Below are 14,911 nucleotides of genomic sequence, written 5' to 3'. Positions count from 1 at the left end.
AACGGCCGACAGGACCAGGACTTCGCCTGGCAGCAGAGCTGGTCCTGCCGACCTCCACCAACAGCCCCGAAAGGACGTGGCTGCCATGAAGGCTACCCAAAAACCACCCATCGACGTTGAGGTCACCCCGGCTGACCTGCTGCGGATGGCTGCCCTCTACCTGCGTCGGCACGGCTGGACCCAGGGCGACTACTACACCGTCGTTTTCGACGCCCTCACCCCCCGCGCTTGCGTCTCCGGCGCTATCGGCATGGCCGCCTACGGCAAGGCCATCGACCTGCCGTTCCTCGCAGACCTCCCGGAACGCGGCGACTACCGCGCCGCCGTGTGGACGCTCGTCGACTTCCTGTTCCTGGACTCCTCCACTGATCTGTTCGGCTGGAACGATCGCCCCGGCCGCACGGCCGCCGACGTCATCAACGCCCTTAACGCCGCCGCCGACCGCTGGGACCGCCTCTACAACCAGGGAGGCGAGCGCTGATGTTCACCGTCAAGGCGTCCTTGACGCGCATCCCCCGTCAAAAGCGCCGCGAGGTCGTCGAGAACGACGCGTTCGCCGCGTTCGCCCGGCGCATCATCCGCGCCCACGGCCGCCGCGTCGCCGCCGGCGACGTCGAAGCACTCCGCGACCTGGTCGCCCTGTCGACCAACATCGACGAAGCCATCGGAGAAGCCGTCATCGGCCTTCGCGCCTTCGGCTACTCCTGGTCCGAGATCGGAACCCGGCTCGGCATCTCCAAGCAAGCCGCCCAACAGCGCTGGGGCGGTGAGAAGCCGTGACCGACCTCCGCTCTCCTGAGCTGGACACGCTCACCGAGCGCACCGGCATCCGGGTCGAGTTCTACGACCCGCACGGCACCCGCTACGGGTTCCCCACCTTCCCCTACCACGCCGCCCCGGACGGGCTGGCCACCGTGCGGCAGCTCCGCGCCGCCGGCCTTCGCCCCAACGGGCAGAACCCGATCGCGCAGATCTACTGGCGGCACCGCAAACAGCGCCGGGTCGCCTACCTCTACCGCCTGGACCTGGCCGCGCCCAAGCGCACCGCCACCCCGGCCCAGCGCGAGGCCATCGCCAAGGCGCTTCGCGCCCGTCGCACCTGCCGCCACTGCGGCGTCGTGCAGCCCTACTACATCCCCCGCCGTACCGGCTCCTGCCTCGACTGCACCGGAGGCCACTGATGGCTGTCCTGATCACGTTTGCCGTCGTCCTGCTCATCGGCATCGCCATGGCCTACATGGGAGGCGTGCGATGAGTTTCCAGCTTTCTGACCCGTGCCTGTGGTGCATCGAGGGCAGCTCGCCCGCCGGCATCCACGACATCCTCGGCCCGGTCTACAAGCCCTGCCCCGTCTGCCTCGGGACCTGCGCCCTGTGCGAGGGCGACGGACTGTTCCCGGCCGACTTCACCTGCCTGCCCTGCTTCCGGCAGCAGCTCGCCGCCCAGGGCCTGGCCCCGATCATGTGCGCCCATTGCTCCGGCGTGGTCGACCTCATCCCCCTCGACAGCATCCCGGCACCGGAGGTGACTCCCCATGTCGAGCACTGACCCGAGCACCTTCACCCACCAGTTCGCCGCCGAGTACGCCCGCAACGCCGTACCCGCCATGCTCAAGGCGATCGGCTCCATCAAGCGCTACAACCGCTTCGTTCTGCTCGGTGCGCTGCTGACCAGCTACCTGCACCAAGCCCACTACCTGTGGACCGAAGAGGCCGGCTACTTCGCCTACCTCGTGCCCCTCATCTTCGACGCCGCGATGGTGTCGATGCTGACCGTCGTCCGCACCTCCGGCATCGCCCGCGACGCCAAGCGCGGAGCACTGATCGTGTTCGCCTGCGCCGCCATGCTGTCGGCCACCATCAACTTCGCCTCCCCCGGCAGCCTCGGCCTACGCCTGGTCTTCGCCCTGGTCGTCGTCCTCGTCATCGGCGTGGAACTCGTCGCCGGACGCATCCGCCCCGACTTCGCCGCCATCGAAGCCGAAGCCGCCGCCCTGCTCACCGCCGCCCGCAACCTGACGGCCACCCCCGAGCAGCCGACCGAACCGCCGGCTGTCACGCCGGACACCACCGCGCCGCCCGTCGACACCACCGCCGTCGTCGACACCCCGCCGGCCACCGCGCCGGCTGTCATCGAGGCACCCGCGCTCACCCCGATGCCGGCCGCCCGGCCCGAGGTCCCCGCGCACCTGGTGCCCACCGCCCGCTTCGCCATCCGCCAGCACGAGCAGACCAACGGCCGACCCATCACCGCCGACGAACTCGCCGCCCTGCTCACCGTCACCCCGGCGATCGCCCGGGAACTGCTGCACTCCATCAACGGCCACAGCACGGCCGTCAACGGCACCCCCGTCGCCGGTGGTGCCCGATGACCATCTACGTCGTCGACATCGAGTACGTCACCCACACCTGCCCGGCCTACACCGTGCCGCACATCTTCGACACCCGCCGGACCGTCATCGACGTCATCCCCGGCGGTCCCTGCCGGACCCCGGTCACCATCCGCTGCGGCGACACCACCGCCCTCGTTCCCTGCTACCGGCACGAACCGGCCGACCGCCAGTGCGGAGCCTGCCGGATCATCGTCACCCAACACACCATCACCACCCGGCACCTCGACACCGAGGCTGCCTGATGGCGTCGACGCTGGACCTCACCCCCCGCGCTTCGGCCCGGGGGGTGGGCTCGAACGCCGACACCACCGCCACCATCTACGGCTACACCGCCGCCGGCTCCGCCTTCCAACGCGCGACCCAGCCCGACTACTTCGGCTGGATCGAACACGTCCGCGCCGCCGCCGGCTGCACCCGCCCCATCCGCCTCGCCGGCAGCCTCCACACCGTCGAACCCGCCACCGGCCGAATCCTCGACTCCCGGCACACCGACGCCATGCCCGACGCCGCCATCTACAAGGCGTGCGGCAACCGCCGGTCAAGGGTCTGCCCCGCCTGCGCGCAGACCTACCAGCGCGACGCCTTCCAACTCCTGCGCGCCGGCCTCGTCGGCGGCAAAGGCGTCCCGGACAGCGTCGCGTCGCATCCGGCGGTGTTCGCGACCTTCACCGCACCATCGTTCGGCATCGTGCACGCCCGGGTGGTCAAGCGGCACACCTGCCGCAACCGCCGCCGCTGCGACTGCCGCGCCGAGCCCTGCCACGCCCGCCGCGCCGATGACCCGGCCGCCGGCCTGTGCGCCCATAGCCGGCCCGCCGTCTGCTGGGCCCGCCACGAACAGGGCGACACCGCCATCGGCCGCCCCCTGTGCCTGGACTGCTACGACCACGCCCACCAAGTCGTCTGGAACATCTTCTCCGGCAAGCTGTGGCACCGCACCAAACAAGCCGCGGAACGCTGGCTCGCGCAGCTCGCCCACCGCCGCGGCGTCCCCCGCGTCGAGATCCGCACCCCCTCCGGCAAGCTCCGCAACCTGCCCCCGGTCCGCCTCTCCCCCGGCAAAGTCGCCGAACTCCAAGCACGCGGAGCAGTGCACTTCCACGCCATCGCCCGCCTCGACGGCGTCGAACCCGACGACCTCGACGCCATCGTCCCCCCGCCGGCCGACTTCACCGTCGACGACCTCGTCGACGCGCTCCGGCACGCCGCCCGGCAAGTCACCTTCCACACCCCAGCCCACCCAGACCGACCCGATGGCTGGCCCATCGCCTGGGGCGAACAACTCGACCTGGAACCCATCACCACCGACGGCACGGGGGAGGTCACGGACAGCCTCGTCGCCGGCTACCTTGCCAAGTACGCCACCAAGAGCACCGAGGCCACCGGGCACACGTCCACCCGCCTGACCGCCGACACCATCGGGGACTACGCCGACCCCGACGGCGACCACACCGCCCGCCTCATCGACGCCTGCTGGCGCATCGGCCGACCCACCGGCACCCCCGTCCCTCTGTCCGAGCGGCCCCGCGAAACCCGGCCACGCCCCGGCTTCGTCCCGCGTTGGGAATGCCCCGACTGCGGCACCCACACCCGCTACGCAGCCTGCCCCGTCTGCGTCGCCGACCGTCAAGCCGCCCTTGACGCCGAAACGCCGAAACCGGCCAGCGACAGCCCATACACCCGGCTGCGGCGGTGGGCGCACATGCTCGGCTACGGCGGCCACTTCCTCACCAAAGCCCGCCGCTACTCCGTCACCTTCCAACTCCTGCGCGACACCCGCGTGCAGTTCCGTCGCCACGAGCACCAGGACCACGAGCACCCCACCGCCGGCGGACCACCCGCCGACCCGCTCGCCGAGGAAACCACGCTCACCGTCGGCACCCTCACCTTCGCCGGAGTCGGCTGGCACACCACCGGCGACGCGCTCCTCGCCAACACCGCCGCCGCCATGGCCCGCGAGCGACGAACCACCGGCCGAGAAGAACTCGCCCACGAACTCGGCACCACCCCGGCTGGTACCACGCCGGTCGCCGCTTGATTCGACAGGAGGAAGGACCCTGACCGTGGATGACGACCTGATGACCGTGCCGGAGGTGCTCGCCGCGCTCAACAACGTCTCGCGCCGGACGTTCTACCGGTGGCGTGAACTCGGCATCGCCCCCGCTTGCATCCGGCTTCCCAACGGGGAGCTTCGGATTTCGAGGAAAGACCTCCGGATCTGGCTGGAGCAGCGGCGCGAGGTGGCGGCGTGAAGTCTCGCCGCGTCCGTATCTGGGCGATCAAAGCCAACGCCGCCGGTGCTGCCGGGTCCAAGAAGGCTAAGCGGTCCTACACCGTCCGATGGGTGGTGGCGGGCCGCGAGAAATCGCGCACGTTCGTCACGCGGGCCTTGGCCGATCGCTTCCGCTCCGACCTGATGCAGGCAGCCAACCAGGGAGAGGCTTTCGACATCGACACCGGGCTACCGGACTCGATGACGGAAACGCCAGCGGCCACAAGCTGGTTGGAGTTCGTCAGCAAGTACGTCGACATGAAGTGGGCGGGCGCTGCGGCCAAAACCCGCGACAGCATGACGGAGGCGCTTGCCGCCGTCACAGCGGCGCTCGTCAAGGACGCTCCCGGACGGCCGCCGGTCGAGCTACTTCGCCAAGCGCTGCGTAACTACGTGTTGCCGCCACCAGCTCGTGGCCTGGACATGCCGCCGGACATCGCCGACGCGGTGCGCTGGTTGCGCCACGCTTCCCTGCCGCTGCCTGATCTCCGGGAGGCGGGGACCGTTCGGAATGCGCTTGACGTCCTGGTGGTGAAGCTCGACGGCAAGCCGGCCGCAGCGACCACCGCGCGTCGAAAGCGGTCGGTGTTCTACAACGCGCTTCAGTACGCGGTCGAGCTGGAAGAGTTGGAGTTCAACCCGATCGACAAGCTTCGGGTGCGGTCGCAGCGGAAGAAGATTGCCGAGGTCGTCGATCGCCGGGTGGTCGTCAACCAGCGCCAGGCGATGGAACTGCTGATCGCTGTCACGTACGTCGGTCAGCGGGGGCGGAAGGCCAAGCGTGGCGAGCGCCTGGTGGCGTTCTTCGCCTGCCTGTACTTCGCCGCGCTCCGTCCGGCAGAGGCGTTGGCACTGCGTGAGCAGGACTGCGACCTACCCGAGAAGGGATGGGGTCGGCTGACGCTGGCCAAGAGTCGCCCCCAGGCGGGCAAGCGATGGACCGACAGCGGCGAGGTTCACGACGATCGAGGGCTGAAGCATCGAGCCGAGGATGAGCCGCGCAGCGTGCCGATCCCGCCCGCGCTCGTGGCGATCCTGCGCGCACACATCGAGCGGTTCGGGGCCGCCAAGGACGGCCGGCTGTTCCACAGCGAGCGCGGCAACGTCGTTGCGGCCTCGACGTACTCGCGCGTCTGGGATGAGGCGCGTCGGCTGGCGTTGACGCCGCGCCAAGTTGACTCTCCGCTCGCTGGTCGCCCGTACGACCTGCGGCACGCCGCCGTGTCGCTGTGGCTTAACGCTGGTGTGCCGGCGACCGAGGTAGCCGACCGGGCCGGACACTCCGTTGACGTGCTGCTGAAGGTCTACGCCACGTGCATTGACGGCGCGGAGGCCACCGTCAACGACCGGATCTCTGAGGCTCTGACCGGCGTTGCGTGGCCCGTATGATGGTCGTCGTTCCGGATCTTGCCCCGGCTATGTCGGCTGACCTGGGAAGACGACTTCAAGGTCATTCCGCGTCTGTTCCGCGACCCGCGACAAACGGCGGCTTCCGGTGACCTACGGTTGCACACCTGTTCTAATTGAACAGCGTGTGTATTGCCAGCTCAGATGGCGTTTCTCCTGTGTATCGAGGTGCCCCCGGCAGGATTCGAACCTGCGACACACGGTTTAGGAAACCGATGCTCTATCCCCTGAGCTACGGGGGCGCGAGCGCCTAGTCTAGCGACCTGGGGGTTCACCTGGGGTGGCAGGGAGTGGCACGGGTTCACCCACGTTCCCCGGACCGCCGTTGTCGCAGCCCAGGAGCACACGCCGAGCACACGAACCCGGGTTTGCGACCGCCGGTCGCCCGGGGTGACCCGCGTTGGCACCGGTTCACCCCGGTTGGCACCGGCTGGAGAGCACACGTCGCGCACATCATCGAAGATCAGCAAAGTTCAGACCATGTATTCCATCTCGCCTGCGACGGCCTGGGCCGAACCCTGGCCTTCGTGCTCTCTGGCGGCAACGTCAACGACTGCACCCGCTTCGCCCACGTCATGGCCGCCATCCGGGTCGAGCGGGTAGGAACCGGCCGGCCCCGGGTCCGTCCGGACCACGTCATCGCCGACAAGGGCTACAGCTCCAAGGCCATCCGGGCCGACCTGCGTCGACGTGGCATCGGGCACACGATCCCTGAACGCGCTGACCAGCAGGCCAACCGCCGTCGACGAGGCAGCCGCGGAGGCCGGCCACCGGCCTTTGACAAGCAGCTCTACAAACGGCGCAACGTCGTCGAGCGCTGCTTCAACCGGCTCAAGCAGTCCCGCAGCGTCGCCACCCGCTACGACAAGACAGCAACCTCGTACCAAGCCACCGTCACCATCGCCGCACTACTCCAATGGTTGTGAACCTTTGAAGACACGGCCTAGGCGCTGGGCAAGTCCCTCGCCGCGGGCGTGCTGATGGCCGGCTCGTACCTGCTGCTCGCGGTGATCGGCGGCGGGCTGGGAATGGGGGATGTCCGCCTTGCCGGGCTACTCGGCCTCGCCCTCGGGACTGTCGGCCGGACGGCCGTGCTACTCGGCGCGGTGCTGCCCTACCTCCTCGCCATCCCGAACGCTGCGGTGCAGCTGCGGCGTGCCCGCAATCCAGACGAGCGGCGACTACCGTTCGGGCATACGTCATAGCCGGAGCAGTCTTGGCTGTCTGCGTGCGTGGCGCATAGGCGTGCAGAAGGCGCCGTCCGGATCGGACTTAAGCCCTCAAAGGACCTCTCGATATGAAGGTCGCTCCGGTTTGGAGAGCGCCAGGCGCCCTTGTCTCTATTACCATCGGCTCGGTGAGGAGAGTGCGCGTGCGTAGGCCGACGATGCTGAGGCATCACCCGCCCTTTGCGGTGCCCCCTTGCATGGTCCGCTGTATCCGGGAAAGCCGCACACCGAGCAGGGACCCTGTCAGGGAAGCAGGCTGTTTCGGTCTATGACGTACGACATCGCGGCCCCCGAACCCGCGGGCATGGTTGCTTCGCTCAGCTCCCTGGGGTACTCGCTGCCGGCGGCTGTCGCGGATCTCATCGACAACAGCGTCTCGGCGGATGCTCGTAACATCGACGTCGAGTTCACCTGGGCGGGGCGAGACTCGTGGATCGCGGTCGTCGACGACGGCAGGGGTATGAGCATCCAGGAGCTCGTAACGGCGATGACCGTAGCGGCTCGTGGGCCTGCGACGTCACGCGCCTCCACTGACTTGGGCCGTTTCGGAGTGGGCCTGAAGTCGGCCTCGTTCTCGCAGTCGCGGCAGCTCTCCGTGGCCACCGCCACGGCAGGTGACTGGCACATACGGACCTGGGATCTCGACGTCGTCGAGGAGACTGGCGAATGGCGGCTGCTCCACGGGGCGGATGTCGACACCACCACCGTGCTGGACAGACTCCGGAGTGCCACTGACCACGGCACGATCGTGCTCTGGCGTCGGCTCAACGGTTACCACGTCGATGACGTGAGGGAGGACGACGAGCGCACCCAGAGGCAGTTCTATGCCGAGGCAGCCCGGACGGAGTCGCATCTCGCAATGGTCTTTGCCCGTTTCCTCACTGGGAGTCATCGCCGGAACCTGCGAGTGTCCGGGAGCGCGGTGGAACCCTGGGATCCGTTCATGAGCAACCACCCCTCGGTACAGCGGCTCCCCACTGAGAACCTGCCTCTCGCGGGCGGTTCCACACGGGTCGAGGCTTTCATCCTCCCCAGCGCCCACCGGCTCACGCCGGAGGAGTATGAGGCAGCTGCCGGACCGCAGGGGTGGCTCGACCAGCAGGGTTTCTACGTCTACCGCCGCAATCGGCTCATTCTGGCGGGCGACTGGTTGGGGCACAGGGGCATGCGCCGCGAGGAGAAGTACAACCTCGCGCGTATTGCCGTCGACATCCCAGCAGGAACAGACGCCGAGTGGAGCGTCGACGTGAGGAAGTCCAGCGTCGTCCCGCCCGTCGCTCTACGGCAGCACCTCAACCGCATCGCGAGGCAGGCCCGGGCGTCGGCAGCGGACGTGTTGCGACACCGTGGACAGGTCGCTGCGCGTACTCATGGTGATCCTCTTTCTTACGCTTGGAACGTGCGCCGATCGGACGGCAGGGTCACCTGTCGGATCAACCGCAGCCATCCACTGGTCCAGGCCGCGCTGAGACCTGGTGGCAGCAACACCGAGGATGTACGCGCGTTGGTTCGACTGCTGGAGGAGACGGTGCCCGTCGCTGCCCTGCGCGTGATGCACGAGACGGACACCAGCGACGATCCGGAGCCGTTCGGCGGACCAGGGCCTGCTGGCGAGGCGGCGACCGAGGTAGCACAGCGCATCTACGAGTCGCTCGTTACGGGCGGACGCTCGCCCGCCGCCGCGCGCGAGAGGTTGCGCACTATGCCCCCTTTCGACCAGCTGCAGGGCTTCTGGAATAGATGAGCCCTGACCCGTTGTGGGCGGCCGTTCCTGCTCCTTACGTTCCGCTGGAGGTTGCCACGTGAGTGCCCCTGTCGACGAGCCTATGGCCAAGGCCACGCGCCTGGTTCTCGGATTTCTGCCTCAGAACCGTCAGCCGAAGCCGGAGGAGGTGCAGACTGCGGTCAACGCGATTTTTGGAATGCTCGCCGCGCAGGGTGAGAACCTTGACCGGGACCAGTTGGCCAAGGAGATAGAGGCAATGACCGCCGTTTTCCAGGAGCGGTCCATGGCGCTTGTCGATCCCAAGGGGCACGAACCCTGGCTGCCCGAGGCGAAAAACGACCGAGCCTGGGACTTCTGGGAGCGTTACCGGCGGTACCTCGAGGACGTCTCGAACCTTCCGCCATGGGTCGTTAGGCGGCTTGACCAGAGTTCCGACGAGGTGCTTAGTCAGATCGAGGATCCGCGTCGGCCTGGCCGTTGGCGTCGGCAGGGTCTGGTGATCGGCCAGGTGCAGTCGGGCAAGACCGGCCAGTACATCGGGCTTGCCGCGAAGGCTGTGGACGCGGGATACCGGTTTATCGTGGTCCTTGCCGGCATCCACAACGATCTCCGGAGCCAGACACAGCTACGGATCGACGAGGGACTTCTGGGCTTCGACACCCAGCACCAGAGCAGGTCCAACGAGGAGGGCCGCTCTCGCGCGATCGGCGCGGGCGCCATGCCCCTCGCGAAGAAGCTTGATATCGCGTCACCGACAAGCAGCGCTGAGAAGGGCGACTTCGGCCTTGCTACGGCCAAGGCCATCAACTTCCCCCTTGGCAGCTTCCCCGTCGTCCTCGTCGTCAAGAAGCACTACAAGATTCTCGAGTACCTGCGCAAGTGGGTGACGGACGTCCACGGGACCGAAGGCGAATACGGCGACAAGGTGGTGAAGGACCTCCCCCTGTTCGTCATCGACGACGAGGCCGACAACGCCTCGATCAACACGGCCCGTGACCCCGAGGCAGACCCGACAAAGACTAACGACGCGATCCGTAGGCTCATGAAGAGCTTCGACAAGGTTGCGTACGTCGGATACACGGCTACTCCGTTCGCCAACATTTACATCGACCCAGACGTCGACCACCACACCGTCGGGGAGGATCTCTTCCCGTACAGCTTTATCCGCACTCTTCCGTCCCCATCGAACTACCTGGGTCCTGAGCGCGTCTTCGGTCTGCAGGTCGACGACGAGGACGAGGACGATGTGGAGCCGCTCCCGCTCGTGCGGCACGTGAGCGACACCGACACGTGGCTCCCGACCAAGCACAGGTCCGGTGACAGCCCCGGCGACAGACTCCCGCAGTCCCTTTGCGACGCGATTTCCTCGTTTGTGCTCGCCTGCGCGGCTCGCCGGGCGCGGGGCCAGACGAAGGTCCACAACTCGATGCTGGTGCACGTCACCCGGTTCACCGCCGTGCAGACCCTGGTACGCGACCAGGTCGACGATCACCTACGGCTCATCGTGGAAACACTCCGTGATCGGTACGGGAAAGGGCCTGCGATTCGAGCCGAACTCAGGGCTCTCTGGGAGCAGGACTTTGTTGCCACCACAGCCTGTTTCCCGGCCGATGAGGCCCAACGCCTCACCTGGGAGCAGGTATCGGAACAGCTCCTACCCGCCCTCAGGAAGATCCAGGTCAAGACCGTGAACGGGGCGTCCAAGGATGCACTCGACTACTACGAGAACCGGCGGAATGGCCTGTCCGTGATCGCCATCGGGGGACAGAAGCTTTCCCGTGGCCTCACCCTGGACGGCCTGACCGTCAGCTACTACCTGCGTGTTTCGAAGACATACGACACGCTCTTGCAGATGGGTCGGTGGTTCGGGTACCGGCCCGGCTATGAGGACATGTGCCGTCTTTACACCACGCCCGCGCTTCAGGCGGCCTACGCGGAGGTCACGGCTGCGACCGACGAACTTCGCAGGGAGGTCGAGGAGATGGCGGCGCTCAGACTCACCCCGAGGGAGTTTGGGCTGAAGGTTCGGTCCTCCTCGCTAGGACTAACCGTGACTGCGGCCAACAAGATGCGGCAGGGGACGAAGATCCTCCTAAGCTACTCGGGGGAGGGACCCGAGACGGTGATCTTCAAATTTGCGGACAAAGCCGTTGAGAAGAACTTCAAGGCCCTCGAAGCCCTTGTTCGCCGGCTGGACGCTGTCGCGGAGTCTGTACCCGGTCCCCAGGCGGGTAATGTGCGGTGGCAACGAGTGCCCCCTGGCGTCGTTACCGAGTTCCTCACCTCCTACGAGCCTGACCGCATGGCTCAGCGGGTACGTCCGGGACTCATTGCCAGGTACGTGGAGCAGTGCGCCAAGGTGGGCGAGCTGAGCAACTGGACGGTGTGCCTGGTCAGTAACACGACGCCGAAAGCCACTCCACTGCCCATCGCCGGGCACACCGTCGGCCTCGTGACCCGCAAGCCTCTCAATCCCGGCTTCAGGGCAGAGGGCAGGTACACGATTCGCCGAGTGCTCAGCCCGCCAGACGAGCTTATCGATCTCGACGACGCGCAGCGGGCTGCAGCATCCGACGCCGCAAGAAGAGCCGCAGAGGAGAAGGAGAAGCCGTCGGTCCCGAAAACGCCGGCGGGCCCGCACATCCGACGGCAGCGGCGGACCGACCAGGGACTCCTACTGATCTACCCCATCAAGGTCTCGCAGGCTGACGACGGGGAGCCGACGACACCACCTCTTGTTCTTGTCGGCTTCCAGGTGAGCTTCCCGCACTCCGAGTACCAGTCGAAGACCGAGTACATCGCCAATACCGTCTGGCTCCAAGAGGACATCTACACCATCGCCGAGGAGGACGAGGCGTGACCGTCACCGAGAACGAGTGGCGGGAACTGGAAAGCCCACAAAGTGTCCCGGGACGGTCCCGCCTCCGTCTGCATCCGGATGCCCCCCTCGACATCTTCCTCTCCGTATCTCACCCTGGCCGACAGCGCATGCTGGTGTTCAGAGCGGACGCGCGTTCCGTCGACGCGATCGTGCGGTCGGTCGGTCGTCTCCCCACAGCGGCCGGGATCGAGATGAGCCTGAGCGCGGTGTCGCGGACCGAGTACGAACTGCAGGTGATCCTGACGGCGGACGGGCTCCGTGAGGTGTTCAGCCCGCTCGTCACCGACGTTGCCGAGACCGCCAGGGTCGCGAGCGTGGCGGCGGAGGCTTTGGCAGCCGCCGTGAACAGGTTCGAGAGGTGGCAGGAACTGCTACGTGCGGTAAGCAAGGACGGGCTGAGCGCCGAGGCACGGCGTGGGCTTTACGGCGAGCTTCTGGTTCTCGGGGATGTTTTGCTGACCTCCCTGAACCAGTCCGATGCGGTCGGAGCGTGGACCGGTCCCACGGGAACTAACCAAGACTTCCAACTGCCTGAGCTCGCAATCGAGACCAAGGCCAGCGTCGCGAGACGGCCGACGAGCGTACGGATCGCCAGTGAGAGGCAGCTGGACGGAACCGGTACGCCTGCGCTGTTCTTGGCGCTCGCCAGCCTCGACGAGCGACGCGGCGGATCGGGAGAGAGCCTGAACAAAAGGGTCGGCAGTATTCGAGAGCGGCTTACGAGCCCCGCAGCCCGGGCGAGATTCGACGCCCTGCTCATTCAGGTCGGCTACCTACCCGGGCGTTCTGACCTCTACGAAGAGCCCCGGTACACCCTTCGAGAGCTGCGGTTCTGGCATGTACGCGAGGGCTTCCCCAGACTGGTCGAGTCGAATCTGCCAGAGGGCGTCGGCAACTGCACGTACCACGTGAGCACCTCGGGTCTTGACGCCTACCGCACCACACCCGATGCGGTGAAGGAGCTGATCGGAGGACCCCGTGGCTGAACTCGACCTGACCGAGTTCGCGCGGGGTGTCGTCGCTGACACTCAAGCGACCGCTGACGCTGAGGGGACCACCACTCCTGAGGCGTTCACGCGCCGTGTTCTCGAGGACTTGGAGCAGGCCGGCGTCGTGTCCAACACCTTTACCGCCTACCACAAGATGCACGGCCACGAGGTTCACGGATACGGTATCAGCGACTCAGGTGAGTCCCTGGACCTGTTCATCACGGACTTCCAGCTGGAACCCCTGGAGACCAAGCTCACGAAGGCCCAGACTCTGACGTCCTTCCGACGGCTTCTCGTGTTCGTGCAGCGCTGCCGGGACGGGCTGCAGCAGCATATCGACGAGTCGTTCGACGTGTACGACATGTGCGAGGCGGTCGAGAAGGCCCTCTCCGAGGTGCGTCGGATCAGACTCTTCCTGCTCAGCAACAGGGCCTGCACCGCAAACGAGGTTCCAGTCTCGGAGCTCGACGGCCTGCCGGTGACCCACGAGGTGTGGGACCTGGCGCGACTGCACCGCCACGCAACGTCGGGCGCTCTCGGCGAGCCCATAGTTGTGCCCTTCAAGCCTCCACTGCCGTGCGTCTCCGCGCCAAGTTCGGAGGAGGACCACTCAGTGGTCCTAGCAGTCCTACCCGGTCAGATGCTCGCCGAACTGTACGCCGAATACGGTACCCGGCTCCTCGAACTCAACGTTCGCTCCTTCCTCCAGACCCGCGGTGCCGTCAACCGGGGCATCCGGGAAACCTTGCTGAACGCACCGGGACGGTTCCTCGCCTACAACAACGGCATCACCGCGACCGCTTCACAGGTCGAGTTCGTAACGGGCCCGGACGGCGAGCCCAGCCACATCGCCGCGGTGCGCGGCCTCCAGATCGTGAACGGAGGCCAGACGACAGCCTCGCTTCATCACGCCCTGAGCCGCGATAAGGCAGACCTGTCTCATGTCCGAGTACAGATGAAGCTGACGGAGGTGGCGCCCCAGCGACTCGCGGAGATTGTTCCGAAAATCTCGGAGTACTCCAACACGCAGAACCGGGTGACCCAGGTCGACTTCAGCTCCAACCACGACTACCACGTGGACATGCAGCGGGTTACCCGATCCCTGTGGGCCCCAGCGGTCGACGGCAGCGGCCAGGAGACCCACTGGTTCTATGAGCGTGCGCGAGGCCAGTACACGGACGAACTGGCCAAGGCCCGCACCCCAGCAAGGCAACGGCAGTTCAAGAAGCTGAACCCCACAAAGCAGAAGTTCACCAAGGCGGATCTCGCCAAGTTCGTTCACTCATGGAACCAACTGCCCTACCACGTGAGCCGAGGAGCACAAAAAAACTTCGTCGAGTTCATGCTCAACGTGGACAGGCTGCCGCCACGCGTCGACATCCAGTACTGCCAGAGAGTGATCGCCATAGCCATCTTGTTCAAGGCGGTGGATCGGATTGCCAGCATCCACCGGGCAGGCAGCCACAAGAGCCTGGTGACCACGTATACCGTCGCTCGCCTCTCGCTGGCGACCGACCGCCGCGTCGACCTTGATCGAATCTGGCGAGAACAGGGCATCTCGGTCGCACTGGAGGCTGCGCTCCACGACCTGTGCCCCCGCGTCATGGGGACGGTCCTCAATCCGGACGAGGGAAACCACGTCGGCGAGTGGGCCAAGAAGGCAGCGTGCTGGGACGCCGTGTCCAGGGTGCCCTGGAGGACTCCCCGAGATCTGGCGGTGGAGTTGTTGGATCACGCACTTGACGATGCGGCGCTCGCTGGCGGTGCCGGTGACGAAGAGGGAGGGCGTGAAGAGGTGGCTCTCATCTCGGTCGACGAGTGGTACGCGATCGAACGTTGGGCCAAGGAGACTCGCAGCCTCGAACCCTGGCAGCGACAGTTGACCCAGTTCGTGGGGAGGCGACTCGAGTTGGAAGAAGAGGTTCCCGAGACGCATGCCGTTCAGGCACTGCATGCTCGCAATGAGGCGCTACGGTTGGGATTCAACCCTGGCAAGTAAGGCCCCGCGTTGGGCA

13 protein-coding genes, 1 tRNA gene and 1 pseudogene are annotated in these 14,911 nt (G+C 66.7%); 14 read left to right on the top strand and 1 reads right to left on the bottom strand.

Translation table 11 applies throughout. The features are described 5' to 3' along the window. Positions 1 to 85: 85 nt before the first annotated feature. The 9 genes from O7600_RS22065 (at position 86) to O7600_RS22025 (ending at position 6,053) form a co-directional block, all read left to right on the top strand. On the top strand, positions 86 to 481 hold the full coding sequence (locus tag O7600_RS22065) for a hypothetical protein (protein ID WP_281594234.1): 396 nt from the start codon (positions 86 to 88) through the stop codon (positions 479 to 481). After that, positions 481 to 780 carry a hypothetical protein gene (locus O7600_RS22060; protein ID WP_281590230.1) on the top strand — a complete coding sequence of 100 codons (300 nt, stop codon included), beginning with the start codon at positions 481 to 483 and terminating at the stop codon, positions 778 to 780. The genes O7600_RS22065 and O7600_RS22060 overlap by 1 nt, the downstream gene beginning before the upstream one ends. Beyond that, complete coding sequence (locus O7600_RS22055; RefSeq protein WP_281590228.1) at positions 777 to 1,181, top strand: RRQRL motif-containing zinc-binding protein; 405 nt, start codon at positions 777 to 779, stop codon at positions 1,179 to 1,181. Before O7600_RS22060 ends, O7600_RS22055 begins: the two co-directional genes overlap by 4 nt. A gap of 70 nt (positions 1,182 to 1,251) precedes the next feature. After that, on the top strand, positions 1,252 to 1,548 hold the full coding sequence (locus O7600_RS22050; RefSeq protein WP_281590226.1) for a hypothetical protein: 297 nt from the start codon (positions 1,252 to 1,254) through the stop codon (positions 1,546 to 1,548). Further along, the gene (locus tag O7600_RS22045; RefSeq protein WP_281590224.1) at positions 1,535 to 2,371 is read left to right on the top strand and encodes a DUF2637 domain-containing protein; all 837 of its coding nucleotides are present in this window, start codon (positions 1,535 to 1,537) and stop codon (positions 2,369 to 2,371) included. The genes O7600_RS22050 and O7600_RS22045 overlap by 14 nt, the downstream gene beginning before the upstream one ends. Continuing rightward, positions 2,368 to 2,634 carry a hypothetical protein gene (locus O7600_RS22040; RefSeq protein WP_281590222.1) on the top strand — a complete coding sequence of 89 codons (267 nt, stop codon included), beginning with the start codon at positions 2,368 to 2,370 and terminating at the stop codon, positions 2,632 to 2,634. Before O7600_RS22045 ends, O7600_RS22040 begins: the two co-directional genes overlap by 4 nt. Next, a complete protein-coding gene (locus O7600_RS22035; RefSeq protein ID WP_281590220.1) occupies positions 2,634 to 4,430 on the top strand; it encodes a replication initiator in 1,797 nt (598 codons plus the stop codon). The genes O7600_RS22040 and O7600_RS22035 overlap by 1 nt, the downstream gene beginning before the upstream one ends. Positions 4,431 to 4,455: 25 nt before the next feature. After that, positions 4,456 to 4,644 (top strand): helix-turn-helix domain-containing protein, encoded by a 189-nt coding sequence (locus O7600_RS22030; protein WP_030504500.1) that lies wholly within the window; start codon positions 4,456 to 4,458, stop codon positions 4,642 to 4,644. Continuing rightward, positions 4,641 to 6,053 (top strand): tyrosine-type recombinase/integrase, encoded by a 1,413-nt coding sequence (locus tag O7600_RS22025; RefSeq protein WP_281590216.1) that lies wholly within the window; start codon positions 4,641 to 4,643, stop codon positions 6,051 to 6,053. The genes O7600_RS22030 and O7600_RS22025 overlap by 4 nt, the downstream gene beginning before the upstream one ends. Positions 6,054 to 6,240: 187 nt before the next feature. On the opposite strand, the gene O7600_RS22020 is transcribed toward O7600_RS22025, so the two are convergent. Continuing rightward, positions 6,241 to 6,313, bottom strand: a tRNA-Arg gene (locus O7600_RS22020). A 246-nt stretch (positions 6,314 to 6,559) separates the two neighbouring features. On the opposite strand from O7600_RS22020, the pseudogene O7600_RS22015 reads away from it, so the two are divergent. The 5 genes and pseudogenes from O7600_RS22015 to O7600_RS21995 all read left to right on the top strand — a co-directional run. Then, positions 6,560 to 6,997 (top strand): annotated as a pseudogene (locus tag O7600_RS22015) (IS5 family transposase); the annotation flags it as partial. Positions 6,998 to 7,568: 571 nt separating this feature from the next. Next, positions 7,569 to 9,044, top strand: coding sequence for an ATP-binding protein (locus tag O7600_RS22010; RefSeq protein WP_281590213.1), 1,476 nt, complete (start codon positions 7,569 to 7,571; stop codon positions 9,042 to 9,044). A 58-nt stretch (positions 9,045 to 9,102) separates the two neighbouring features. Then, complete coding sequence (locus O7600_RS22005; RefSeq protein WP_281590211.1) at positions 9,103 to 11,886, top strand: Z1 domain-containing protein; 2,784 nt, start codon at positions 9,103 to 9,105, stop codon at positions 11,884 to 11,886. Continuing rightward, positions 11,883 to 12,893 (top strand): PD-(D/E)XK motif protein, encoded by a 1,011-nt coding sequence (locus O7600_RS22000; protein ID WP_281590209.1) that lies wholly within the window; start codon positions 11,883 to 11,885, stop codon positions 12,891 to 12,893. The genes O7600_RS22005 and O7600_RS22000 overlap by 4 nt, the downstream gene beginning before the upstream one ends. Continuing rightward, on the top strand, positions 12,886 to 14,895 hold the full coding sequence (locus tag O7600_RS21995) for an AIPR family protein (RefSeq protein WP_281590207.1): 2,010 nt from the start codon (positions 12,886 to 12,888) through the stop codon (positions 14,893 to 14,895). Before O7600_RS22000 ends, O7600_RS21995 begins: the two co-directional genes overlap by 8 nt. Positions 14,896 to 14,911: the final 16 nt, after the last annotated feature.

It is taken from the genome of Micromonospora sp. WMMA1998 (assembly GCF_027497375.1).
In the GTDB taxonomy this organism is placed as follows: domain Bacteria; phylum Actinomycetota; class Actinomycetes; order Mycobacteriales; family Micromonosporaceae; genus Micromonospora; species Micromonospora sediminicola.
This window is presented reverse-complemented; position numbering and strand designations above follow the sequence as displayed.

What these genes read in the sequence shown, in the direction of transcription:
- O7600_RS22065 (WP_281594234.1), top strand. Translation starts at nt 86, where the DNA reads ATGAAGGCTACCCAAAAACCACCCATCGACGTTGAGGTCACCCCGGCT.
- O7600_RS22060 (WP_281590230.1), top strand. Translation starts at nt 481, where the DNA reads ATGTTCACCGTCAAGGCGTCCTTGACGCGCATCCCCCGTCAAAAGCGC.
- O7600_RS22050 (WP_281590226.1), top strand. Translation starts at nt 1,252, where the DNA reads ATGAGTTTCCAGCTTTCTGACCCGTGCCTGTGGTGCATCGAGGGCAGC.
- O7600_RS22045 (WP_281590224.1), top strand. Translation starts at nt 1,535, where the DNA reads ATGTCGAGCACTGACCCGAGCACCTTCACCCACCAGTTCGCCGCCGAG.
- O7600_RS22040 (WP_281590222.1), top strand. Translation starts at nt 2,368, where the DNA reads ATGACCATCTACGTCGTCGACATCGAGTACGTCACCCACACCTGCCCG.
- O7600_RS22035 (WP_281590220.1), top strand. Translation starts at nt 2,634, where the DNA reads ATGGCGTCGACGCTGGACCTCACCCCCCGCGCTTCGGCCCGGGGGGTG.
- O7600_RS22010 (WP_281590213.1), top strand. Translation starts at nt 7,569, where the DNA reads ATGACGTACGACATCGCGGCCCCCGAACCCGCGGGCATGGTTGCTTCG.